Source organism: Tritonibacter sp. SIMBA_163 (assembly GCF_046535935.1).
GTDB lineage: Bacteria > Pseudomonadota > Alphaproteobacteria > Rhodobacterales > Rhodobacteraceae > Epibacterium > Epibacterium scottomollicae.
On sequence record NZ_JAWJBP010000004.1, the window covers coordinates 128,497 to 150,990 of the forward strand.

19 protein-coding genes are annotated in these 22,494 nt (G+C 61.7%); 9 read left to right on the forward strand and 10 right to left on the reverse strand.

Translation table 11 applies throughout. From position 1 onward, the window contains the following. Positions 1 to 35 precede the first annotated feature (35 nt). Entirely contained in the window at positions 36 to 1,733 is a 1,698-nt protein-coding gene (locus R0J92_RS09475) for a peptide ABC transporter substrate-binding protein (protein WP_317385743.1), read from the reverse strand. Positions 1,734 to 2,090: 357 nt separating this feature from the next. Between R0J92_RS09475 and R0J92_RS09480 the strand changes: the two genes are divergently transcribed. The 4 genes from R0J92_RS09480 (at position 2,091) to R0J92_RS09495 (ending at position 7,724) form a co-directional block, all read left to right on the forward strand. After that, positions 2,091 to 3,911, forward strand: coding sequence for a dipeptide ABC transporter ATP-binding protein (locus R0J92_RS09480; RefSeq protein WP_411051496.1), 1,821 nt, complete (start codon positions 2,091 to 2,093; stop codon positions 3,909 to 3,911). 3 nt (positions 3,912 to 3,914) lie between these two features. Then, on the forward strand, positions 3,915 to 5,081 hold the full coding sequence (gene argE / locus R0J92_RS09485; RefSeq protein WP_411051497.1) for an acetylornithine deacetylase: 1,167 nt from the start codon (positions 3,915 to 3,917) through the stop codon (positions 5,079 to 5,081). A 227-nt stretch (positions 5,082 to 5,308) separates the two neighbouring features. After that, entirely contained in the window at positions 5,309 to 6,475 is a 1,167-nt protein-coding gene (locus tag R0J92_RS09490) for a M20 aminoacylase family protein (protein ID WP_411051498.1), read from the forward strand. 85 nt (positions 6,476 to 6,560) lie between these two features. Further along, positions 6,561 to 7,724 carry a M20 aminoacylase family protein gene (locus R0J92_RS09495; RefSeq protein ID WP_106163353.1) on the forward strand — a complete coding sequence of 388 codons (1,164 nt, stop codon included), beginning with the start codon at positions 6,561 to 6,563 and terminating at the stop codon, positions 7,722 to 7,724. Between the two features lie 110 nt (positions 7,725 to 7,834). Here the strand turns inward: R0J92_RS09495 and R0J92_RS09500 are convergent, their stop codons facing one another. The 4 genes from R0J92_RS09500 to moaA all read right to left on the reverse strand — a co-directional run bounded on the left by R0J92_RS09500 (position 7,835) and on the right by moaA (position 12,131). Further along, a complete protein-coding gene (locus tag R0J92_RS09500) occupies positions 7,835 to 8,218 on the reverse strand; it encodes a hypothetical protein (protein WP_106163354.1) in 384 nt (127 codons plus the stop codon). A 523-nt stretch (positions 8,219 to 8,741) separates the two neighbouring features. Then, positions 8,742 to 9,800 (reverse strand): glycosyltransferase family 4 protein, encoded by a 1,059-nt coding sequence (locus R0J92_RS09505; RefSeq protein WP_411051499.1) that lies wholly within the window; start codon positions 9,798 to 9,800, stop codon positions 8,742 to 8,744. Beyond that, entirely contained in the window at positions 9,787 to 11,112 is a 1,326-nt protein-coding gene (locus tag R0J92_RS09510) for a 3-deoxy-D-manno-octulosonic acid transferase (protein WP_411051500.1), read from the reverse strand. Before R0J92_RS09510 ends, R0J92_RS09505 begins: the two co-directional genes overlap by 14 nt. Positions 11,113 to 11,123: 11 nt before the next feature. Continuing rightward, on the reverse strand, positions 11,124 to 12,131 hold the full coding sequence (moaA, locus tag R0J92_RS09515) for a GTP 3',8-cyclase MoaA (RefSeq protein WP_317385749.1): 1,008 nt from the start codon (positions 12,129 to 12,131) through the stop codon (positions 11,124 to 11,126). A 104-nt stretch (positions 12,132 to 12,235) separates the two neighbouring features. Between moaA and R0J92_RS09520 the strand changes: the two genes are divergently transcribed. Next, a complete protein-coding gene (locus tag R0J92_RS09520) occupies positions 12,236 to 12,850 on the forward strand; it encodes a hypothetical protein (RefSeq protein ID WP_411051501.1) in 615 nt (204 codons plus the stop codon). A gap of 28 nt (positions 12,851 to 12,878) precedes the next feature. Here R0J92_RS09520 and R0J92_RS09525 read toward each other — a convergent pair whose 3' ends face one another. The 3 genes from R0J92_RS09525 to glmU are packed head-to-tail and all read right to left on the reverse strand — an operon-like array spanning position 12,879 to position 16,716. After that, the gene (locus R0J92_RS09525) at positions 12,879 to 13,556 is read right to left on the reverse strand and encodes a DNA alkylation repair protein (protein ID WP_411051502.1); all 678 of its coding nucleotides are present in this window, start codon (positions 13,554 to 13,556) and stop codon (positions 12,879 to 12,881) included. Then, positions 13,553 to 15,361 (reverse strand): glutamine--fructose-6-phosphate transaminase (isomerizing), encoded by a 1,809-nt coding sequence (glmS, locus tag R0J92_RS09530; protein WP_411051503.1) that lies wholly within the window; start codon positions 15,359 to 15,361, stop codon positions 13,553 to 13,555. Before glmS ends, R0J92_RS09525 begins: the two co-directional genes overlap by 4 nt. A gap of 5 nt (positions 15,362 to 15,366) precedes the next feature. Beyond that, positions 15,367 to 16,716 carry a bifunctional UDP-N-acetylglucosamine diphosphorylase/glucosamine-1-phosphate N-acetyltransferase GlmU gene (gene glmU, locus R0J92_RS09535; RefSeq protein WP_411051504.1) on the reverse strand — a complete coding sequence of 450 codons (1,350 nt, stop codon included), beginning with the start codon at positions 16,714 to 16,716 and terminating at the stop codon, positions 15,367 to 15,369. A 133-nt stretch (positions 16,717 to 16,849) separates the two neighbouring features. Here glmU and R0J92_RS09540 point away from each other — a divergent pair, with 133 nt between their 5' ends. Further along, complete coding sequence (locus R0J92_RS09540; RefSeq protein WP_106163362.1) at positions 16,850 to 17,527, forward strand: HAD-IA family hydrolase; 678 nt, start codon at positions 16,850 to 16,852, stop codon at positions 17,525 to 17,527. Between the two features lie 19 nt (positions 17,528 to 17,546). Here R0J92_RS09540 and R0J92_RS09545 read toward each other — a convergent pair whose 3' ends face one another. Further along, positions 17,547 to 18,008: a hypothetical protein gene (locus R0J92_RS09545; RefSeq protein ID WP_411051505.1), complete on the reverse strand. Its 462-nt coding sequence runs from the start codon at positions 18,006 to 18,008 to the stop codon at positions 17,547 to 17,549. A gap of 375 nt (positions 18,009 to 18,383) precedes the next feature. Here R0J92_RS09545 and R0J92_RS09550 point away from each other — a divergent pair, with 375 nt between their 5' ends. Beyond that, entirely contained in the window at positions 18,384 to 19,589 is a 1,206-nt protein-coding gene (locus R0J92_RS09550) for a DegT/DnrJ/EryC1/StrS family aminotransferase (RefSeq protein WP_411051596.1), read from the forward strand. Between the two features lie 12 nt (positions 19,590 to 19,601). Here the strand turns inward: R0J92_RS09550 and R0J92_RS09555 are convergent, their stop codons facing one another. Then, positions 19,602 to 20,693: a Hint domain-containing protein gene (locus R0J92_RS09555; protein WP_411051506.1), complete on the reverse strand. Its 1,092-nt coding sequence runs from the start codon at positions 20,691 to 20,693 to the stop codon at positions 19,602 to 19,604. Between the two features lie 208 nt (positions 20,694 to 20,901). Here R0J92_RS09555 and R0J92_RS09560 point away from each other — a divergent pair, with 208 nt between their 5' ends. Both R0J92_RS09560 and R0J92_RS09565 read left to right on the forward strand, forming a co-directional pair. After that, positions 20,902 to 22,065, forward strand: a complete 1,164-nt coding sequence (locus R0J92_RS09560) for an isovaleryl-CoA dehydrogenase (RefSeq protein WP_317385756.1) — start codon at positions 20,902 to 20,904, stop codon at positions 22,063 to 22,065. Next, positions 22,065 to 22,409, forward strand: coding sequence for a hypothetical protein (locus R0J92_RS09565; RefSeq protein WP_411051507.1), 345 nt, complete (start codon positions 22,065 to 22,067; stop codon positions 22,407 to 22,409). The genes R0J92_RS09560 and R0J92_RS09565 overlap by 1 nt, the downstream gene beginning before the upstream one ends. Positions 22,410 to 22,494 lie beyond the last annotated feature (85 nt).

A 22,494-nucleotide genomic window follows, 5' to 3' on the forward strand; every position in this document is an offset into this window, starting at 1 on the left:
GAAAACCGGGGCCCCTGTTGATCGCGGACGAACGTTTATTCGGTGCGGTACCAGTCAGCTGCGTTCCACAGCTCGCTGTCCCACACGTTCAGGTCGACACCACCCAGTGTGTTGGACACACCGGACAGACGGCCACGGTGAACAAGCGGGATCATACCGCCTTTTTCAAACACGATGGTGTTGAGCTTCTGACCGATTTCGATGCGTTTTGCGGCATCTGCGGTCTGGCTCAGCTCTGCATGCAGCGCATCGAACTCTTCATCGCAGAAGCGGGAGATGTTCTCACCCTGCCACTGGGATGCCGGTGTCGGTGCCTTGTCGCACAGACCGTTGCCGAAGTAGGACTGCGGGTCGGTGCCGTTGAAGGTGTTGGCGTACATTTCAACGTCAGCATAGAACTTCTGGAAGGTGTCCGGGGAGCCCGGGTCGCCACCGAAGAAGACAGAGCCGTTGACGTTGCGCAGCTCGGTTTCAACACCGATCTGGTTCCACCACTGCTTGATCAGCGCCTGGAAGTCCTGACGTACGGCGTTGGTGGAGGTCTGGTAGAGGATCTCCAGCGGGACACCGTCCTTTTCACGGATGCCGTCACCGTCGGTGTCGACGATACCAGCCTGATCGAGCAGGGCATTTGCACCCTCGATGTCCTGGACGTCACAGCCTTCGGGGGTGATGCCATAGGCTTCCGGTGCCGGAACCCAGGAACAGGACACGCGGCCGGCTTTGCCGTAGCCGATCTCGACCAGCAGTTCGCGGTCGATCGCCATGGACAGCGCCTTGTAGACGGCCGGGTCAGACAGGAACGGGTGCGGGCGGATCACAGAACGCTCTTCCGGGCCGAGCTCGGGCGATGGGTTGGTGTTGTTGAGCATGATACGCTCAAGCAGCGGACCAAAGCCTGCAACGGCCTTGCCTTTGCCGCCGGCTTCCATCTGCGCGATGACATCGGGTGCCAGCTGCAGGTTCCATGCGTAGTCAAACTCGCCGGTTTCCATCACCGCACGGCCTGCCGCAGTCGCGTCGCCGCCACCTTTCAGCAGAACTTTTGCGAAGGCAGGTTTCGCCGGGTCGCGGTAGTTCGGGTTTGCCGACAGGGTGATCACGTCGTTGGGCTTGAACTCATCCACAACAAACGGGCCGGTGCCGATCGGGTTGAAGTTCGCTTCGGTACACTCGGGCGCTTTGGCACCGAGGCATTCGCCGAACTGTGCGGCCTGAATGATCGGGCTCTCACCGCCTACGAAAGGACCGTAGGGGTAGGGGGTCGCTTTTTCAAAGGACACCACAACCGTGTGATCGTCCGGGGTTTCAACACCGGTCACGCCTTCGAATTTGGTGACCTGCGCGCAGCCGCCCTCGGGGTGGGTGCAATACTCGTAGGTGAATTTAACGTCGGCAGCTGTCAGATCGGTGCCGTCGGACCACTTGATGCCGGGCTTCAGCTTCCAGGTGATCTGGGTCAGGTCTTCGCTGACGCCACCGTTGTCGACTGTCGGAATTTCCTCGACCAGCCACGGAACCATCTCGCCGGAGGCGTTGAACCGCGCCAGCGGCTCGATCACGAGCGATGCGGCTTCCACGTCCTTGGTGCCGCCGGACAGGAACGGGGTCATGATGGACGGGGCTTGCCAATAGATGATGTTGACCTGACCGTCCGAGCCACGCTCGGCAAAGGCAGCGGGCGCAAATGCGGCAGAGGCCACAGCACCCAGCAATAGGGTTTTCAATGTCATTACACTCTCCTTGTCGGAACCGACATAGTGTTTTTGTTGTAAAGGCAGCGCCTGTTTGAATGGCACAACCCGTGACCGCAAGCGCGGCCAGAAAATTGCGTCCACCTAGGACGTTAGGATGTCACGAAGATCCGCAAGCTGGTGCTGCGGATGAGCGGGTCCGTTGTGTCGGACCTGTTTTCTTAACCCCCTGTCGCCTTTGGCGTTCACTGTCGATATCGAACACAGAGTTTTGATAAAATGCAAGACCTGGCCGTCAGGAAAACGATCCGGGGTTTGACGGTCCGCGCCGCATAGGCTTAGATCGCCGCCAAACAGGCACCGCCAAGGTGCCGTCAAAATAGACAGGATGAACGGATGCTCGACCACCCCATTGCACAGATCAAAGGCCTGCGGGTTGAATTTGAAACAAAGGACGGGCCGGTTGTCGGTGTTGAGAATGTTTCGTTTGACATCGCCTCTGGTGAAACTTTGTGCATCGTGGGCGAGTCCGGATCGGGTAAATCTGTCTCGTCGCTCTCTTTGATGCGTCTGGTGGAGTATGGTGGCGGCACCATCGCGGCGGGCGAATTGCTGTTTGATCCGGGCGATGACACGCCTGTCGATCTGGCCAAGGCCGAGGGTAATCTGATGCGCCAGATTCGCGGCAATCAGATCGGAATGATTTTTCAGGAACCGATGACGGCGCTCAATCCGGTGTTCACGGTGGGCCGCCAGCTGACCGAAGGCCTGCGAATCCACAAGGGGATGAGCAAAAAAGAGGCAGAGGCCCGCGCCATCGAGATTCTGCGCGAGGTGCGCATCCCCGAAGCCGAACGGCGCATGAAACAATACCCGCATGAACTCTCTGGCGGGATGCGCCAGCGTGTGGTGATCGCCATGGCAATGGCATGCGAGCCGCGCTTGCTGATCGCGGATGAGCCGACAACGGCGCTCGACGTGACCATTCAGGCCGAAATCCTCGCCCTGATGGACCGTTTGAAGCGTGAGACCGGCACTGCGGTGATGTTCATCACCCACGATATGGCGGTGGTGGCGCAGATGGCCGACCGCGTTGTTGTCATGTTCCGCGGCAATAAGGTCGAGGAGGGCACCGTCCACGAGATCTTTGAATCGCCCAAGGAAGACTACACCAAGGCGCTGCTGGCTGCGGTGCCGAAGCTGGGCGAGATGCGTGGCAAGGACTATCCCGAGCCGATGAAGCTGATGGGCGTTGAACAGCGCGAGATCGCGCCGATCAAGGGCACCGATGAGGTGTTGCTGAACGTCGAAAACCTGGTCACGCGCTTCCCGGTCAAGGGCGGGCTGCTGCGGCGCACGGTGGCGCAGGTGCATGCGGTCGAGGATGTGTCCTTCAAGGTGTTCAAGGGACAGACCCTGAGCCTGGTGGGCGAATCCGGCTGCGGCAAATCCACCTGCGGTCGCTCGATCCTGCGGTTGGTGGAGCCGAACTCCGGCAAGGTCGAGTTCGAGGGCCGTGATGTCATCGGGCTCAACCAGCATGATCTGCACAAGGCGCGCCTTGATATGCAGATGATCTTTCAGGATCCCTTTGCCTCGCTCAATCCGCAGATGCAGCTGATGGATCAGGTCGCCGAGCCGATGAAGAACTACAAGATCGCGTCGGGGTCGGAGATCCAGGACCGGGTGGCCGCGCTTTTTGACCGGGTGCATCTGCCGCGCAGCTTCATGCGCCGCTTCCCGCACGAGATGTCCGGCGGTCAGCGCCAGCGGATCGCCATTGCCCGCGCGCTGGCGCTCAATCCCAAGCTGATCGTCGCGGACGAGGCGGTCTCGGCGCTGGATGTGTCGGTGCAGGCGCAGGTGCTGAACTTGATGATGGAGCTGCAGGCGGATCTGGAGCTGTCCTTCCTCTTCATCAGCCACGACATGGCGGTGGTAGAGCGTGTCAGTCATCAGGTCGGTGTGATGTACCTTGGTCGTCTGGTGGAGATCGGACCGCGCGCCCGCGTGTTCGAGAACCCGGCCCATGCCTATACCCAGGCGCTGATGAAGGCGGTGCCGATCGCCGATCCCAACAAGCGCAAGACCGAGCAGGATCTGAACTTCAAACCGATCCCGTCGCCGATCCATGACATGAGCTACCAGCCGGAGCCCTCCGATTATGTCGAGATCGAGCCGGGCCATTTCGTGCTGATGACCGATTCCGGGTATTGAGGCATGGTCGACCGTCTGTCCCCGCTGGAGATCATGACGCGGCTGGTCTCCTTTCCAACTGTAAGCAGTGACACCAATCTGCCGCTCGTCGAGTGGACGGCAGACTACCTCAGCTCTCACGGGATTGAACACTACATCTGGATCGACCCGGAACAGCCTGAAAAGGCTGGGCTATATGCGCATGTCGGTCCAAAGATCGACGGCGGCGTGCTGCTGTCGGGGCATACGGATGTGGTGCCGGTTGAGGGGCAGGACTGGACCTCTGATCCTTTTGTGGTGGTGGAGCGGGACGGCAAGTATTTTGGCCGTGGCTGTGTCGACATGAAGGGCTTTGACGCGCTGGCGCTCTGGGCACTGGTTGAAGGGCACTATGCGGACCTGCAGCGTCCGATCCAGCTTGCCTATACCTTTGACGAGGAAATCGGTTGCACCGGCGCGCCGCCGCTGATTGCGGAAATGCAGAAACATCTGCCCAAGGCGGAGGCCGTTGTTGTAGGCGAGCCGTCGATGCTGAAGGCCGTGACAGGTCACAAAGGTGCATTTGCCATGGCAACCCATGTGCGCGGGTTTGAGGTTCACAGCTCCCTGATGCATCAGGGCGTAAGCGCAGTTATGGAAGCTGCGCGCATCATCGACTGGGCCAATCACCGCAACACCGAGAACCGTGCCAAGCCGCAGACCGAGGTGGCGGCGATGTTCACGCCGCCCTGGACGACGGTCCATGTCGGTAAGGTGTCTGGCGGCACGGCCCACAACATTACCGCAGGAGATTGCAATTTCTGGATGGATTTCCGGGCTATTCCGGGCGAAAATCTTGAAGATTGGCAATCCCAGTATGAGGCGGAAATCGCCCGTATCGAGGCGGAGATGCAGGCCGTCAGCCCCCAATCGGGTATCAGCATCGAGAAGGTCTTCAGTGTGCCGGGACTTGTGCCGGAAACGGACGGTGCGGCGGAAACGCTGGTCCGCACACTCACCGGCGACAACGCGCGCCATGTGGTGAGTTACGGCACGGAGGCCGGTCACTATCAGGTTGCGGGCTATTCTGCCGTTGTCTGTGGCCCCGGTGATATTGCCCAGGCGCACCAGGCGGATGAGTTCATCACGGTGCAGCAGTTTGAGGCGGGCACCCAGTTCATGCGCGATCTGGTCAAGCGCCTCGCGGCCTGACGCCGCTGCCTGACACTGTGGCCTGATACGCTGAATAAATCGAATGTTGTAAACCGTCCTTCGCGCCGCACAGTGCGGTGTGTTCGGGCCGGGATGACCTGCCGTGAAGGGCACGGTTCGGCCTCCTGCTTTGAGGCGTGGCACCCTTTGGTTCAATTGTGCAACAAGCCTTGCCTTCTGATCCGCCTTGCGGCACTCATTTCGCTAACACGTTAAGGAGAGAGACCATGCCCGTCCGGAATCGCTTTGCCGAGTTGCTGCCCGAAATCACCGCGTGGCGTCATGATTTTCATGAAAATCCCGAGTTGATGTATGACGTTCATCGCACCGCAGGATTGGTGCAGGAACGGCTGACTGGTTTTGGCTGTGATGAGGTGGTGCCGGGCATTGGCAAGACTGGCGTGGTGGGGGTGATCAAGGGCAAGAGCACCGCCTCTGGCAAGGTCATCGCGCTTCGCGCCGACATGGACGCGTTGCCGATCCATGAGGAAACCGGGCTGGACTATGCCTCCAAGACACCTGGCAAGATGCACGCCTGCGGCCACGACGGCCACACCGCGATCCTGCTTGGTGCTGCAAAATACCTCTCCGAGACGCGCAATTTCGACGGCACCGTGGTGCTGTTGTTCCAACCTGCCGAGGAAGGCGGGGCCGGGGGCAAGGCCATGGTCGACGATGGCGTGATGGACCGCTGGGGCGTGCAGGAGGTCTACGGCCTGCACAATATGCCGGGCCTGCCTGTGGGCCATATCGCCACCCGTGTTGGTGGGCTCTTGGCCTCCTCAGATGAGTTCGAGATCGAAGTCACCGGCAAGGGCGGCCATGCCGCCGCGCCGCATGACGCCATCGACACCACGCTGGTGGCCTCGCAGATCGTGGTCTCGCTGCACTCCATCGTGTCGCGCACCGTGAACCCGATCCACCGTGTGGTGCTGACGGTTGGCACCTTTGAGACCGACAGCACAGCCTCCAATGTGATCGCCCATCGTGCCAAGCTGAAGGGCACCGTGCGCACGTTGGATACGGAAAACCGCACATTGGCCGAAGAGCGCGTGCGCCGCGTCGCGGAGGATACCGCGTCGGCCTTTGGGGCCACCGCGAAGGTCACATGGACGCCCGGCTACCCGGTGACAGAAAACACCGCCGAGGAGGTCGCTTACGCGGTCGAGGCTGCACATGCTGTCACCGACAGCGTTGACCCCGAAACCGCGCCCATCATGCCGTCCGAGGATTTCGCCTACATGCTAGAAGCCCGCCCCGGCGCCTATATCTTCCTCGGGAATGGCGACACTGCGATGTGCCACCACCCGGCCTATCAGTTCGACGACAGCGCCATCCCGCTTGGCTGCAGCTGGTTTGTAGAGCTTTGCGAACGCCGGATGCCTGCAAGCTGATTATTTCGGGGTCTGACGTTCAGGCCCCGGCGACCTGCCTCCCGTGCGCGGGTTGCCATATTTCGATAGACAAGGAGAAAGACCCATGCCCGTTAAGAACCGTTTTGCCGAACTGCAGGCAGAGATCACCACGTGGCGCCGTGATCTGCACGAAAACCCCGAGATCCTGTTTGAAACCCATCGCACCAGCGCGCTGGTGGAGGAAAAGCTCAAGGAATTCGGCTGCGACGAGGTGGTCACGGGCATTGGCCGCACGGGCGTCGTGGGCGTCATCAAGGGCAAATCCGACACGGCGGGCAAGGTCATCGGTCTGCGTGCCGACATGGACGCGCTGCCCATCCACGAGGAAACCGGTCTGGACTATGCTTCCAAGACCGCCAATGCCATGCATGCCTGCGGCCATGATGGTCACACAGCGATGCTCTTGGGTGCGGCGAAATACCTCTCCGAGACCCGCAACTTTGACGGCACCGTGGTGGTGATCTTCCAGCCCGCAGAAGAAGGCGGCGGCGGTGGCAAGGAAATGTGTGACGATGGCATGATGGACCGCTGGGGCATCCAGGAGGTCTACGGCATGCACAACTGGCCGGGCCGTCCGGTGGGCAGCTTTGCCATTCGTCCGGGGGCCTTCTTTGCCGCGACCGACCAGTTCGACATTACCTTCACCGGTAAGGGCGGCCATGCCGCGAAACCGCATGAGACCATCGATTCCACCGTGATGGCGGCGCAGGCGGTGCTGGCGCTGCAAACCATCGCGGCGCGGAATGCCGACCCCGTGCATCAGATCGTGGTCTCCGTGACCGCGTTTGAGACCTCGTCCAAGGCCTTCAACGTGATCCCGGAGCGCGTGCAGATCAAAGGCACCGTGCGCACCATGGCGACCGAGATGCGCGACCTTGCCGAAAAGCGGATCAAGGAGATCTGCTCTGGCATCGCGGCCACCTTTGGCGGTGAGACGGATGTAACCTATTATCGTGGCTATCCGGTGATGGTGAACCACGAGGAGCAGACTGAGTTTGCCGCCAAAGTGGCGCGCGACATCTCCGGTCAGTGCGACGAGGCCCCGCTGGTCATGGGCGGCGAAGATTTTGCCTTCATGCTGGAAGAGCGCCCCGGTGCCTATATCCTTGTGGGCAATGGCGACACAGCAGCTGTGCACCACCCGAAATACAACTTCACCGACGAGGCGATCCCGGCTGGCTGCAGCTGGTGGGCTGAAATCGTCGAGCAGCGCATGCCCGCTGCTTGATCACGCACATTGGATCAAACACAAGAAAGGGGGCCGATCTGGCCCCCTTTCACATGGAAAATACTCCTGCCTTGCGCAGACAAAGCACGTCTGCTCCATGACGGGGCAGGTTACTTGGTAAAGCTCTGGCCAATAATGGCACAGCGTTCAAAGCCGTCGGGCAGGCTTTCCTCGCACTGGCTCAGGGCTGCAACATCGGCGGCTTTCTGGTCACTAAACCCCCAGGATTGACCAGTTGGCAGCACGGCTGCGGGTTCGGCACAGTCGATTGTTGCGCTTGCAGGGTAGACCGGCACCGCATAGGACCCGTGGCCGTCGATTTTCGCGGCCCAGTCCACCATGGCTTCCTTCGCGCTGGTGCAGACGCTCGCGTCAACGCGCAGCATGCGCAGGTCCTTGTCGACCATTGGGTTTGCGGATTGAGCAAAGGCCGGGGCGGAAAGTGCGATTGCGGAGCCAAGGGTGATTACGGTGAGAGAAACCTTATTGAACATTTAAACCTCCTGCATCATGACGCGCATGACAGCTGTTACGTCTGTGTTGGCGCCTGACGCGCCGTCTGAGATGGTAACCTCCAACAGGAGCAAAAGTTCCGATAATTTTATAGACCCGGCACCCTTTGAATGCGGGCTCGTGGCGAAAACCAATCCGAAACAGTAAGTTAGAGAACAGAGATTTCTGAGTTGGTTTGGCTATTCTGACCGCAGCCTCGGAATGAAAAGCCTGCGGCCCGGGCCTGTCGATGGCGTCGCGTGACACCGCTGTGTGACCGAACAGAGCTTATAAGATGAGATTGGACGTCAGGCGGCGCATGCGCGCATCGCAAAAGGGCGGGCCGCGTGCTGCGTTGCGCCGCACAGGACGCGCCCTTGGGCGAAAGGTGATGACCTGCTCGAGGGCATGGAATGATCACTTTCCGCGCCGGTGCGGAGATCAGCAGAAATCTCGCGCATCATGTACAATCACGGCGGGTCCTGCGTGGGGCAGGCACTCCGCTCTGGTCATAGCTGTGTAAAGCTATTGCTGTAGCAACGCGCGATAGATGGAAATGAGCGTCTCGGCTTCGCGTTCCAGCGTGAAATGCGCGGCGACACGCTGACGCGATGCGGCTGCCCATTGTTCCAGACGTCCATCCGTTGTCAGAACCGCGTCGATGGCCTCTACCATCTGCGCGATATCCCCGGCCTCAATCAGCTTGCCGGTCTCGTCCTGTGCGATCAGCTCTTCAAAGGCGCCGACCCGGGTTGCGACCACGGGCACAGCGCAGGACATAGCCTCCAGTGGTGTAAGGCCGAACCCTTCCCAGCGTTGCGGAGCGACATAGAGGTCAAGTGCCTGATACCATCGTGCAACCTCCCAGACGGGCACTTCCGGCGGGAATAGAAGCCGGTCCTGCATCCCGGCAGCCGCCACGCGCGCGCGCAACTCGCGCTCAAAATCGGCGTGTTTCTCGGTGGCGCGTCCCATGACCACACCGACAGCTTTGGGATGGCTCTTCAGGATTTCGAGCATCGCATCGACAAAGACATCCGTGCCCTTCTGCGCCCGAATACGGCCGTAACAGCCGATCAAAATGGCGTCTTCCGGCAGGCCGAGGCTGCGCCGTAGTGCGGCCTTGTCAGCGGCGGGGGCAAAGTCGCGCATGTTGATGCCGTGATGGACGACCTGTGCCGGGACCTCCAGATAGGCGGCGCCCTTGGCAGAGGTGGCAATGACCTGATCCATCTTGGAAATCAGCCACTTGGTATAGCCACTGTGCTTGCGCTGCGACGCGGAGGTAAAGAGCAGCTTTAGCTTTTTGCCCAGCAGCTTCTTGAGGAGCAGCCCGCCCAGCATCTCGACGTTGCGCCGGGCATGCCAGACGCGCGCGCCGTGCGGCCCCTTGCGCGGCATGGTCAGAAGCTGGGTTGCCGACAGATGCGGTAGCTCCGCGGGCAGGCCGCTGCCTGCAGTGGCAATTGCGATCTCCTGCGCCTGAAGGGGAACAAGCCGCACGATGGTGGATGTCACACCCGACAGGCGGCGCTTGAAATTGGGTGCAATGACCTCGACCGACTTTGCATCAACCTGCGTCATCAGGTTCTCCTGTTCGAGGCGGCAGCAGCTGAACAAGCGCCGTCACGGTTTGATCCATTTGGTCCGATTGGCGCGCAAGGAACCCGCGCGCCCGGTCGCGCGCCGTGTCTAGGGCATGCGGTTCGTCGAGCCAAGTCCGCACCGCCGTCGCCAGCGTTTCGGCGCTGGTGACTTCTTTTGCGGCGCCGATCCCGATTAGCTCGGCAAAGGATTCGGCAAAGTTATACGCACCGGGCCCTGTGAGGACCGCGCCGCCCGCCTGCATCACCTCAAACGGGTTGTGACCGCCGATGTCGCGCAGCGAGCCGCCCAGAAAAACCAGCGGGCATAGCGTGTACCAGATGCCCACCTCGCCCAATGTGTCGGCCAGATAGACCTGCGTGGAGGTGCGGGGCAGGGCATCGCGGCTGCGTCGGATCGAGGTCAGGCCAGCCTCGGCAATCATTGCCTCCAGCTGATCGCCGCGGTTCGGGTGGCGCGGGGCCAGCAGCAGCAGCAGGTCGGGATGCTGTGCGAGCAATGCCTTATGCGCCGCCAGCACGCTTTCTTCTTCGCCTTCGTGGGTGGAGGAGGCAACCCAGACGGGCCGTGCGCCTATGGCCTCTTTCACCTGCGCCAAGGTGTTCTGATCCACTGGCAACGGGTCGGAGAGCGCCTTGAGATTGCTGCCTTCCTTCAGGCGGGCGGGATCAGCGCCCATGGCCCGCAGGTTGACAGCGGTCTTCGCATTCTGCGTTAGCATCAGCGTGAACTGATCGAGCAAGAACTGCGCTGTGGCGTGGCGTTTGGTCCAATTGGCGACAGACTTCGGCGACAGACGTGCGTTGAGCAACACCAGTGGCACATCAGCGGCGCGGGCTTGCACCAGCATCTGCGGCCACAGCTCGCTTTCGACAAAAATGCCGAGGTCAGGCCGCCAATGATCCAGAAACCGCGAAACAGCTGCGCCGGTATCCAGCGGCGGAAACTGGTGGCGGGTGCGCGGTGGCAGCCGTTTGGCGATCAGATCGGCGGAGGTCGGCGTGCCGGAGGTGATCAGAAACTCCAGATCCGGCGCGGCCTCGCCCAGGCGGTGGATCAGGGTCAGCACCGACAGGCTCTCTCCGACTGAGGCGGCGTGAAACCAGACCAGTCGGCCAGCGGGGCGTGGCAGCGTCGCATGGCCAAGCCGTTCGCGCACGCGCGCCTCTGCCACACCATGCTGACGCAGCTTTCCAGCCACCTTCGACCAGACAAACGGGGCCAGAAGGGTACTGGCGCCACGGTAGAGGTGATAAAGCAGAGTGGGCTGCACCTGCGATGTGTCGGACATCAGATTGTGCCTTACCCGCCGGTATGGCTCATGTGGCGGGTCATCTGACCATCCACGGTTTGGCGGGAATAGTCGAAGTCATGGCCCTTGGGCTTGAGGTTGATGGCGGCGCGGATGGCCTCTTCCAGCGGGGCTTCTGTGTCGGGGTGGTCGCGTAGTGGGCCGCGCAGGTCGGCCATGTCCTCCTGACCGAGGCACATGTACAATTCGCCGGTACAGGTCAGCCTTACCCGGTTGCAGCTTTCGCAGAAATTATGGCTGAGCGGGGTGATGAAGCCGATCTGCTGGCCGGTTTCCTCCAGCCGCACATAGCGGGCCGGGCCACCGGTGCGTTCGGCCAGATCGGTGACCTGATAGCCGCCCTCATAGGCCTTGCGCACATCTTTCAGCGACCAATATTGGCCGATGCGGTTTTCATTGCCGATATCGCCCATCGGCATCACCTCGATCCAGGTGAGGTCGATGCCGCGCTCGGCGCACCACTCTGTCATGCTGAACAGCTCGTCCTCGTTGAACCCTTTGAGGGCGACCGCGTTGATCTTGACCCGGAGGCCCGCAGCCTGCGCCGCGTCGATGCCGCGCAGCACCTGCGGCAGGCGACCCCAGCGGGTCACTTCGGCAAATTTCGTTTCATCCAGCGTGTCCAGCGAGACATTGACCCGCCGCACCCCGGCGTCAAACAGCGCTTGCGCGTGTTTCTCCAGCTGCGAGCCATTGGTGGTCAGCGTCAGCTCCTTCAGCGCGCCGCTGTCCAAGTGCCGTGTCATCGACCGGAAGAAGGTCATGATATCCCGGCGCACCAGCGGCTCGCCGCCGGTGATGCGCAGCTTTTCAACGCCAAGTGAGACGAAGGTGGAACACATGCGGTCCAGCTCTTCCAGCGTCAGAAGCTCTTTCTTGGGCAGAAAGGTCATGTTCTCGGACATGCAGTAGACGCAGCGGAAATCGCAGCGGTCGGTGACCGAGACCCGAAGGTAGGTGATCGCGCGTGCGAAAGGATCAATAAGTGGTGCTGTCATACGAACATAGGTAAGGCGGGAAAACGCTCAGGACAATAGCGCCCTGCTCTCGAATGGTGCCATTCTGTCTGGCATCCTTGTCACGGGGCGGTTAGGGTCGCGCCATGACTCGACGTGCGCTCAAATATCTTACCCTGGCCGCTCTGGCCGCCGGCGGTGTGTCCGCGTGTAACGCCCTTGGGGGCGTGCACCTGAATTCTCAAGTGATGCAAGGGCTTGGCTCCGGTGTGCAGATGGAGCCGATGACCCCGGTTTCGCCAGATGCGCCGCCAGCGGTTGAGACCGAAGCGCTGGCATCGTCGAGCGGGAAATCCTGGTCGTCGCCCGCCGCGCGTCAAGACGCTCAGAGTGTTGCGCCTGCTCAGCAGGTCGCGCCGCAAACGCAGGTGGCTGCGGTCAGCCAGCCTGCCGCGCCGGCTGCATCGGCCCAAAGCAACGTACCGGCGCCTGTGGTTGCTTCGGCGCAGTCGTTTGTCGGCCAGAAGACCACCATCGCAGGTTTGGGAGATCCCGGCCGTGACGGTTTGTGGATGGAAACACCGCTGGTCTCAGCGCGTCGCAATGCACGGGTGACGGCTCCAAACGGCAAGTCGGTCGTGGTAACGCTGGAGCCGATCTCGGGTAGCGCGGGGCAGGGCAGCAGATTGTCCATCGATGGCATGCGTGCATTGGGCCTGCCACTGACCGAACTGGTGGAAGTGCGCGTCGGACCGGCCTGAGGCGGGACCGATACCTCAGATCAGACCCTCATGTCAGGTATTTTGCCGCTTCCTTGCGGGCAAAGGCTTTCATGTCGTCGCCATGGGCGTCGAGAAAGGTGCGCGTGCGGGCCGCATCGTGCTTTGACAGATCCCTCAGCCACCAGCCGATAGATTTCTGGATGAACCAGTTGCGGTCCGGCACATATCCTGCCGCCCATGCCAGGACACGTTCGCGCGCCACCAGCTCGGCAGGCTTCGGGTTTGCAAGCTTGGCCCATGGCAAGGTGCAGACCAGCGCCGCACGCCGTGTCCACATGTGTTCGGATGATGTCCAGCCTTCGACAACGTCCAGGCGCGCCGGGTCGGCTTGCAGGCGTTTCGAGATCGCCGACGCGGCCTGATCCGCGATCGCCCAACTGTCGAACTCCGGCACCCAGCTTTGCAGCAGCGCCCAGACGGGCCCATCGGCGGCGATGCGGGCCTGTGTCAGCAGCTTGGCCGCGGTGATGCGTGCCTCGAAAATATCGCTCGCCCAAAGGGCGGAGGCAAGGTCGACCCGCTCGTCGAGGGCCATCCCCTGTCGCCATTCCCGCGACAGGGTGTTCAGGATCTCATTGCCGACGCCCAGCACCTCGCGGCTCTGTTTGTGGTAGGCAACCATCTGCGCGGCGCGCCCCGGTTCGATTTCGGCCCGCAGCGCGGCAAGCGCGGCCTCCGGCGTCATTCGACTGTCACGGATTTGGCGAGGTTGCGTGGCTGGTCCACGTCGGTGCCCTTAGCGATGGCGGTGAAATAGGCGATTTGCTGAGCCGGAATCGCATAAAGGATCGGGGCCAGCGTATCAGGAACCTTGGGGAGCGTGATCACGTCCGCCGTGCCATCAGCCGCTTCGCGCGCGCCGTCTGCATCGGTGATCAGCACGACACGTCCGCCACGGGCCATGACCTCCTGCATGTTGGAGATTGTCTTTTCAAACAGGGCATCCTTCGGAGCCATGACGATGACCGGCACGCTTTCGTCGATCAGCGCGATCGGGCCGTGCTTCAGCTCGCCCGAGGCATAGCCCTCGGCATGAATGTAGCTGAGTTCCTTGAGTTTCAGTGCGCCTTCCAGAGCCAGCGGATAGAGTGCGCCGCGGCCCAGGAAGATTATGTCGCGTGCATTGGCCAAATCGCGGCATGCGGCAGCAATCTGCGCTTCGGAGGCGAGCGACTGGTGGATCAGGCCGGGCAGGGCGTGCAGGTCGTCGGGCATGCCTTCGGGCAGCGGAAGCCCCTTCGCCTTGGCGGCCTTGATCGCCAGCAGCAGCAAGACGGTAAGCTGGCAGGTAAACGCCTTGGTGGATGCCACGGAGATTTCCGGGCCTGCGTGGATCGGCAGAACCACATCACTCTCGCGGGCGATGGAGCTTTCGGGAACATTCACCAGTCCGGCGATCACATCGGCCTTATCGCGCATGTAGCGCAGGGCTGCCAGCGTGTCGGCTGTCTCGCCAGACTGGCTGACAAACAGCGCCAATGTGCCCGGGCTGACGGGCGGCTCGCGGTAGCGGAACTCTGATGCGACATCCACCTCGACCGGCAGGCGCGCGATGGTTTCGAACCAGTATTTTGCAACCATGCAGGCATAGTATGCCGTACCACAGGCGACCAGCGAGAGGCGTTCGATCTGCGTGAAGTCCAGCCCGTCGGGCAGGGTGATCGCGTCGTTCTCATCCAGATAGGCCTTCAGGGCGGTGTCCACCGCGACGGGCTGCTCGGCGATTTCCTTGGCCATGAAATGCTTGTGGCCATCCTTGTCGACGCGGGTGTTTTCCAGCTTGATCTGGCGCATCTCGCGGTTGGTGAGGTTGCCTTTTGCATCGGTGATTTCAAGGCTTTGGCGTGTCAGAACGGCAAAGTCGCCTTCTTCCAGATAGGTGATCTGATCGGTCATCGGGGCCAGGGCAATGGCATCTGAGCCGACGTACATTTCGCCGTCGCCGTGCCCGATTGCCAGGGGCGACCCTTTGCGCGCAGCGACAAGCAGGTCCTCTTCGCCGTCAAACAGGAACGCGAGCGCGAAGGCGCCATCGAGCCGGGCGACCGTCTTGCGTGCGGCCTCGACAGGAGAAGATCCCTCGCGCATGTTGAATTCACACAGCAAGGCCACGGTTTCGGTATCGGTCTCGGTGACAAAGGTAATGCCGTGGCTCGCCAGCTCGGCGCGCAGCTCCTTGAAGTTCTCGATGATTCCGTTGTGAACCACGGCGACCTGGCCTGCGCGATGCGGGTGGGCGTTGGTGACCGTGGGGGCGCCATGCGTGGCCCACCGCGTGTGACCGATGCCGGATTTGCCGGGCAGGGGCTCGTGCACAAGCGTGTCCGACAAGTTGACGAGCTTGCCCACTGCGCGGCGCCGATCCAAGTGACCGTTATGCAACGTGGCGATGCCGGCGCTGTCATATCCGCGATACTCCAGCCGCTTCAGCGCTTCGACCAAAATGGGCGAGACTTGATGTGTGCCCAGGACTCCGACAATACCACACATACGCGTTATCCTTTAACCTTCGCGGCCTTCTTTGCGCGCAGCATGTCCATCAGCTTGCGGGCGCGGCCCGGTTTGTTTGTTTGTACGGCACGCGCGATCGCAAAATCGCCGTCCTCGACATTCTTGGTGATCACCGTGCCGGTTGCTGTCATCGCGTCGTTGCCCACCTTGACCGGGGCCACGAGGCAGGTGTTGGAGCCGATAAAGGCGCGCGCGCCGATCTCTGTGCGGTGCTTCATGACGCCGTCGTAGTTGCAGGTGATGGTGCCCGCGCCGATGTTGGTTGCCTCGCCAACCGAGGCGTCGCCGATATAGCTCAGGTGGTTGACCTTGGCGCCTGCGGCGATTTCTGCATTCTTGATTTCGACGAAATTACCGATATGCGTGTCCTCGGCAAGCTCAGCTCCGGGGCGCAGGCGGGCATAGGGACCGACCTTGGCGCCGCGCGACACATGACAGCCCTCGAGGTGCGAAAATGCCCGGATCAGGGCGCCGCTCTCGACGGTGACACCGGGGCCGAAGACCACGTTGGGCTCGATCACCGTGTCGCGGCCGACGATGGTGTCGAAGGCGAGGTACACCGTCTCTGGCGCCATCAGTGTGACGCCGAGGTCCAACAGCTCCGCCCGTGCGCGCGACTGAAATACGGCATCTGCCGTTGCCAGATCGTTGCGTGAATTGACCCCCAGCGTTTCGTCCTCGGGGCAGGAGACTGCAGTGACAGCCAGCCCCTCGTCGCGGGCAAGCTCCACCAGGTCGGTCAGATAATATTCGCCGGAGGCATTGTCGTTGCCGACCTTGTCCAGTAGTCGGAACATCACGTCGGCGTCACAGGCCATCAGGCCAGAATTACAGAAGGTGATCGCGCGTTCAGCGTCAGTCGCGTCCTTGTATTCGACAATCTTTTCAAGGCTGTCACCGTCCATCACCAGGCGACCATACCGGGCGGGGTCTGCCGCCTCAAAGCCAAGGATCACCAGGTCGGCTCGGCTGCGGGCCGAGACCATGCGTTCGAGCGTGTCCTGTGACACAAACGGGGTATCGCCATAAAGCACGACCACGTCGCCCACGAAGCCCTGCAGCGCCTCGCGCGCCTGCTGGACCGCATGCCCGGTGCCAAGCTGTTCTTCCTGCAAGACCACCTGCGCCGTCTCGTCAATCTCTGCCACGGCGGCACGGACCAGCTCGGCCTCGTGACCTGCCACCACCACTTTGCGCTCCGGGTCAAGCACGCGCCCGGCGGCCATCGCATGTTCCAGCATGGAGGCGTGGGCGATCGGGTGCAGGACCTTCGGCAGGTCGGAGTTCATCCTGGTGCCTTTGCCCGCGGCAAGAATGATGAGGGCGGTGCTCATACAGCGATTTCCCTTTGAGTTTTAGGTGTCCCCGTTCTATCCGCTAAGAGAGGATGCGCAAGGTGCGTGACCATAAACTTCAGTTGCGACTTGCAATATGCGGCGGCGAAATCGCGCCGAACGGGGGAATTCCATGCGCACAGTGATCTTTGACCTCGACGGCACGCTGGCCGACACTTCCATCGACCTGTTGGCCGCGGCTAATCACTGCTTTCGCGTGATGGGTCTGGGGGATATGCTTTCTCACCCGGATGACGCCAAGATCGCCCTGCGGGGTGGCAAGCGGATGCTGACCGAGGGGCTGACCCGCGCGGGGCAGTTCAAGGAGGCAACGGTTGAGGAATACTACCCGGTTCTTCTGGAGGCCTATCGTGAGGGGATCGACACGCATACGGTGATGTATCCCGGCGCGATGGACGCCGTCGAGGCCTTGAAGACCGCAGGCTACGGCGTCGGCATTTGCACCAACAAACCTGAAGGTCTGGCCGAGCTGTTGATGCAGCGGCTGGGCGTGCGGGATGCGTTTGCCGCCTTGGTCGGTGCTGACACCTTGTCCGTGCGCAAACCCGACCCGGCCCCCCTGTTTGAGGCCGCCCGACGGTCGGGTGGTGCGCCGGAGCATTGCGTGCTGATTGGCGACAGCGATACGGATCGCAATACCTCGGCCAATGCAGGCGTGCCCTCGGTGCTCGTCACCTTTGGACCTGCAGGCCCCGATATGGCGGCGCTGAACCCTGAGGCATTGCTGCACGACTATGCTGACCTGCCAGAGATTGTCGCCGGATTGATCGGTATCAACCCGGCGCGCTGACGGCGCCGACATCTGCGGGTTATCGCATTATGATGTCCGCGCGCTGAAATTCTGCCTCGTCGGTGCTGAGGTCGTCATAGACCAGCCTCACTTTGATCCGCTCTACGGAACCGAGCTCAAATGCGCGATAGGGCTCGCCATCGCCGCTCTTGATCGCGCCCGGAGAGCCGCCCTCGGTATAGCAATCCGGCATCTGCCAGATTTCGTAAGCGGCGTCATTGAGTGCCACTTCCATCTGCGCCAGCCCGCAACGCCACGCCCAGAGATGCGTCACATAGACCAGATCCTGGCCGTTGAATTCACGCACGGAGACCCAGTTTCCCTGAGTGGCGGACAGGACCGGCTTAACCTCGGTTGCTGTCAGGAACTTCCCGGTGATGGTTTGCGGCTCTGCCACCATGCCGGAGGTGTCCTGTGCAAAGGCGCCCGCACCAGCGCCGAGCGCCAGGACAAGCACGGCTGATCTGAGAATGAAATGCATGTCGTGATGTCCTCTTTCAACGCAATGACCATAGGCTAACACAGTTCCTAAAGACTGTATGATGGCGAGGAAACCACCAAATTGTCAGGCTTGTCGAGCCTACGGTGGCGATGGGTGCGCCACCTACAAGACAGAGCCGCAAGACGCGCCACTGCCACCTGCCGGTGCGGGGCTGTCGTGAAGCAGCAGCTCCTGACCCGATGTCACATGTGAAGTCCCGTGATGCTTTATCGCATAAGCCTGTCGGCAGCGCGCACCGGGCGGGGCTATGGGCGACACTACTGCGCGGATTCGTCCGCTCGACGCTCCGCGCTGCGGCAAAACGATCCGTCTGCAGCTCTTGACCTTGGTGGGGCGGCGGCTCATGACTTTGCCATGACAGAGCATTTTACCGGCAATTTCACCCAGCAAGAGCCCCTCCCGGAGGAGGCCATCACGGCCGCCGTGGAGGTCATGCGTCACGGGCGGATCCACCGCTACAACCTCGCAGGTGCAGAAGCCGGAGAGGTCGCACTGCTGGAGCAGGAGTTTGCCGCACAGGTGGGGGCGAAATACTGCCTTGCCGTGGCCTCGGGGGGCTACGCGCTGGCCACCGCGTTGCGGGCTGTCGGTGTCGCACATGGCGACAAGGTGCTGACCAATGCCTTCACTCTGGCGCCTGTGCCGGGGGCGATCGCCTCTGTCGGGGCGGAGCCGGTTTACGTAGGCGTGACCGAGGATCTGACCATCGACCTTGCGGATCTGGCGGCCAAGGCGGGGCAGGCGCGGGTGCTGATGCTCAGCCATATGCGCGGGCATCTGTGCGACATGGACAGGCTGATGGAGATCTGCGACGCCGCCGGCATCATCGTGATCGAGGATTGCGCCCATACCATGGGGGCGGCCTGGAACGGGGTGCCCTCGGGTCGCCACGGCGCGATCGGTTGCTATTCCTGCCAGACCTACAAGCACGTGAATTCTGGCGAAGGCGGCCTGCTGATCACCGACGACGAGGAGGTCGCAGCCCGCGCCATCATGCTGTCGGGGTCTTATATGCTCTATTCCCGGCATCTGGCTGCACCGGGGCCAGAGGCGTTCGAACGTGTGAAATACGACACCCCCAACATCTCCGGCCGGATGGACAATCTGCGCGCGGCGATTTTGCGCCCGCAGCTGCGGGACCTCGATGCGCAGGTCACACGTTGGAACGAACGGTACCGCATGCTTGAGGCAGGGCTGCGCGACACCCCGGGCCTCACGGTGGTCGAGCGGCCCGAGCAGGAGACCTATGTGGGCTCCTCGATCCAGTTTCTGCTGCTTGATTGGGCCCCTGAGGCGGTGCAAGAGGTGTTGACGCGCTGCGGCGCGCGTGGGGTTGAGTTGAAGTGGTTCGGCGTGCCGGAACCCGTCGCCTTCACCTCGCGGTATGACAGCTGGCGCTATGCCCCCGCGCAAAGCTTGCCGGACAGTGACCGCATCCTTGCGGGCATTATTGATATGCGGGTGCCGCTGACTTTCAGCCTTGAGGACTGCGCATTGATCGCCCGCATCATTCGCGCCGAGGTCAGCGCGATCTGGCAGGCGCAAGGGGCAGACAGCTGATCTGAGGTCACGCTAGACTGCGATTTGCGTGACCGACGGAGGCTCCAGCAGCGCATGTTGGTTTTTCAGCGCCCGCTCAATCAGCCGTTTCTGACGCGCGGTGCGCGGAATGGGCCGGGCAGGGGGCGTCAGAACGCGGCCCATCGCCGCCAGGTCCGGAAACAGATAGCTGATCTCTGCCCGTGCTTCCGGGGTGACTGCAGAAAGCGACCGCTCCGTGACCAGAAAGCTCTCGCTTGGTGCGCCATTGGCATAGACCACCTCATGCGCGTCAAACAGCATGTGGAAATAGGTCACTGGCCCGGCGCCATCACACAGGCTGACATCCGGATGGTCCAGCAGCCGGGCCGCGGCCACAAACACCTCTGCCTCGCCAAACATCCGCTGCGCAATCCGCGAGCGCACCAGCATGCGATGCTGACGTGAGACATAAAGCGGCTGATGCGGCACCCCGTCTCCCAGCGCGCCGCGTCCGATGCGCACCGGGCGCAATTTCGGGTTCTGCGCAACGTGCTGCCGTGACAGTGGACGCCGCCCCACCCAGCGCAAGGACCGCAGGCCGCGCGCAGTGACGATCCGGTCACCGGGACGCAGATCCTCAACGGGGCGTTGGCCGTGGTCGGTTGCAATCAGGGTCCCTGCGCAGAAACACACCATCATCTCGATGTTGTCGACTATGGCGCCAAGGCTGTCATCTGGCCCCAGTTCGGTAAAGCGCAGCGTATAGTCGCCTGCCGCAGGAAACGTGATATCCAGCGAGACCTGGTTGAAGCTGTTCGCGGTGGGCAGGACCGACATCGAAGAGACGACATTGCCCGCATCATCAAGGATCTCGACTTCAAACCCCTCTATGCCTGCATTGGCATTGGAGGCCGTGCGTAGCGCCACATCAAAGGTCAGCTGAGTGGTGATCGGATTGTCGACGCTAAAGCTCTGCTGCATCACAGTCGTCTGGCCGCGATGGCCATCAATCTCCGCCACGCGATTGTTTGATCCGCCTGCGATATAGGACGACTGATTGTACGAGGCTTCGATATCGTTGCCCGTCCAATGCGCCGCACCGGCGTCAAACGTCCCATTCAGGATCAGATTGTGAAGTGGCATCGGCTCTGCCCGCTCTCGTGGTCAATTCATGGTTAATTATCGGCAGTCAATATGTCCCAAATGAGGCGCAGTCTCGGCTTCAAGGCGGGCGTTGGCTGTTTTGGTGCCTTGAGCTGCGCTGAAACATCAGCGTTGACCGATCCGCGGCGCTGTGTCATTTATTGAACAAGTGTTCATTAAATATCGTGACTCGGGAGGAGACGCGCAGATGTTCAACGCAAGCATGACATTCGACCTTGGTGAGGACGTAAACGCGCTGCGCGACATGGTGCATCGCTGGGCGCAGGAACGCGTCAAGCCGATGGCGCAGGAGATCGACCAGACCAATGAGTTCCCCGCCGATCTCTGGAAGGAGATGGGAGAGCTGGGTCTGCTGGGGATTACCGTCGACGAGGAGTTCGGCGGCGCTGGCATGTCCTATCTCGCGCATACTGTCGCGGTAGAGGAAATCGCGCGGGCCTCGGCCTCGGTGTCGCTGTCTTACGGCGCGCACTCAAACCTCTGCGTCAATCAGATCAAGCTGAACGGCAATGCCGAGCAGAAGGCAAAATACCTGCCGCGCCTGGTTTCCGGCGAACATGTCGGCGCGCTGGCGATGTCCGAGGCGGGTGCTGGCTCTGACGTGGTGTCGATGTCCCTGCGGGCTGAAAAGCGCAACGACCGCTATGTGCTCAACGGCAACAAATACTGGATCACCAACGGCCCCGACGCCGACACGCTGGTGGTCTATGCCAAGACCGACCCGGACGCAGGCTCCAAAGGCATGACAGCCTTCCTGATTGAGAAGGAATTCAAGGGGTTTTCGACCTCCAAGCATTTCGACAAGCTCGGGATGCGTGGGTCAAACACCGCCGAGCTGGTGTTTGAGGACGTCGAAGTGCCGTTTGAAAACGTGCTGGGCGAGGAAGGCAAGGGCGTGCGCGTCCTGATGTCCGGACTGGATTACGAGCGCGTGGTGCTGGCGGGCATCGGCACCGGCATCATGGCCTCCTGCATGGATGAGATGATGCCCTATATGGCCGAGCGTAAGCAGTTCGGCCAACCGATCGGGAACTTCCAGCTGATGCAGGGCAAGATCGCCGATATGTACACCGCGATGAACTCCGCGCGCGCCTATGTCTATGAGGTCGCCAAGGCCTGCGACAAGGGCACTGTGACCCGTCAGGATGCGGCGGCCTGCTGTCTATACGCGTCCGAGGTGGCGATGACGCAGGCGCATCAGGCGGTGCAGGCTTTTGGCGGGGCGGGCTATCTGAGTGACAACCCGGTCGGTCGGATCTTCCGCGATGCCAAGCTGATGGAAATCGGCGCAGGGACTTCTGAAATCCGCCGCATGCTGATCGGGCGCGAACTGATGACGCATATGAGCTGATGCGGATCGCCTACTGGATCCCGGTCGCGCTGCTGGCGTTGATGCTGGCGGGGATCGGGTTCCGCTATGGGCTGATCCGGCAGGGGATTACCGAGACCGACGTGATCACCCTTTATGCGCAGAGATACCTCGCTGATCATGCGGCTTCGGGCGTGGCTGGCATTGCTCAAACCAGCGATTGCGCGGCGCGACCCGGGTCTGGGATCTGGACGTGGTTGGTGGTCACCTGCCGTCCCGCAAACACCGTCAGTGGCGGGGGGTATAGCTACAGGGTCAACTGGTTAGGTGGTCTTGTTGACGCCAACACGCCGAGGCAGGCGGCTCCTCTGCCGCCCGAGACCTGACAGATGCCGGGTCTCAAAGGCGTCAGGCCGGATGGGATGCCGAATAAAAAAGGCGCCGCACAGAGGCAGCGCCACTTGGACTGAA

Excerpts from the sequence above, each read along its gene's own strand:
- R0J92_RS09565 (WP_411051507.1), top strand. The coding sequence starts at position 22,065 with ATGCGGATCGCCTACTGGATCCCGGTCGCGCTGCTGGCGTTGATGCTG.
- R0J92_RS09550 (WP_411051596.1), top strand. The coding sequence starts at position 18,384 with ATGACAGAGCATTTTACCGGCAATTTCACCCAGCAAGAGCCCCTCCCG.
- moaA (WP_317385749.1), bottom strand. The coding sequence starts at position 12,131 with ATGACAGCACCACTTATTGATCCTTTCGCACGCGCGATCACCTACCTT.
- R0J92_RS09475 (WP_317385743.1), bottom strand. The coding sequence starts at position 1,733 with ATGACATTGAAAACCCTATTGCTGGGTGCTGTGGCCTCTGCCGCATTT.
- R0J92_RS09500 (WP_106163354.1), bottom strand. The coding sequence starts at position 8,218 with ATGTTCAATAAGGTTTCTCTCACCGTAATCACCCTTGGCTCCGCAATC.
- R0J92_RS09480 (WP_411051496.1), top strand. The coding sequence starts at position 2,091 with ATGCTCGACCACCCCATTGCACAGATCAAAGGCCTGCGGGTTGAATTT.
- glmS (WP_411051503.1), bottom strand. The coding sequence starts at position 15,361 with ATGTGTGGTATTGTCGGAGTCCTGGGCACACATCAAGTCTCGCCCATT.
- R0J92_RS09520 (WP_411051501.1), top strand. The coding sequence starts at position 12,236 with ATGACTCGACGTGCGCTCAAATATCTTACCCTGGCCGCTCTGGCCGCC.
- R0J92_RS09510 (WP_411051500.1), bottom strand. The coding sequence starts at position 11,112 with ATGTCCGACACATCGCAGGTGCAGCCCACTCTGCTTTATCACCTCTAC.
- R0J92_RS09525 (WP_411051502.1), bottom strand. The coding sequence starts at position 13,556 with ATGACGCCGGAGGCCGCGCTTGCCGCGCTGCGGGCCGAAATCGAACCG.
- argE (WP_411051497.1), top strand. The coding sequence starts at position 3,915 with ATGGTCGACCGTCTGTCCCCGCTGGAGATCATGACGCGGCTGGTCTCC.
- R0J92_RS09495 (WP_106163353.1), top strand. The coding sequence starts at position 6,561 with ATGCCCGTTAAGAACCGTTTTGCCGAACTGCAGGCAGAGATCACCACG.
- R0J92_RS09560 (WP_317385756.1), top strand. The coding sequence starts at position 20,902 with ATGTTCAACGCAAGCATGACATTCGACCTTGGTGAGGACGTAAACGCG.
- glmU (WP_411051504.1), bottom strand. The coding sequence starts at position 16,716 with ATGAGCACCGCCCTCATCATTCTTGCCGCGGGCAAAGGCACCAGGATG.
- R0J92_RS09505 (WP_411051499.1), bottom strand. The coding sequence starts at position 9,800 with ATGACGCAGGTTGATGCAAAGTCGGTCGAGGTCATTGCACCCAATTTC.
- R0J92_RS09490 (WP_411051498.1), top strand. The coding sequence starts at position 5,309 with ATGCCCGTCCGGAATCGCTTTGCCGAGTTGCTGCCCGAAATCACCGCG.
- R0J92_RS09545 (WP_411051505.1), bottom strand. The coding sequence starts at position 18,008 with ATGCATTTCATTCTCAGATCAGCCGTGCTTGTCCTGGCGCTCGGCGCT.
- R0J92_RS09540 (WP_106163362.1), top strand. The coding sequence starts at position 16,850 with ATGCGCACAGTGATCTTTGACCTCGACGGCACGCTGGCCGACACTTCC.
- R0J92_RS09555 (WP_411051506.1), bottom strand. The coding sequence starts at position 20,693 with ATGCCACTTCACAATCTGATCCTGAATGGGACGTTTGACGCCGGTGCG.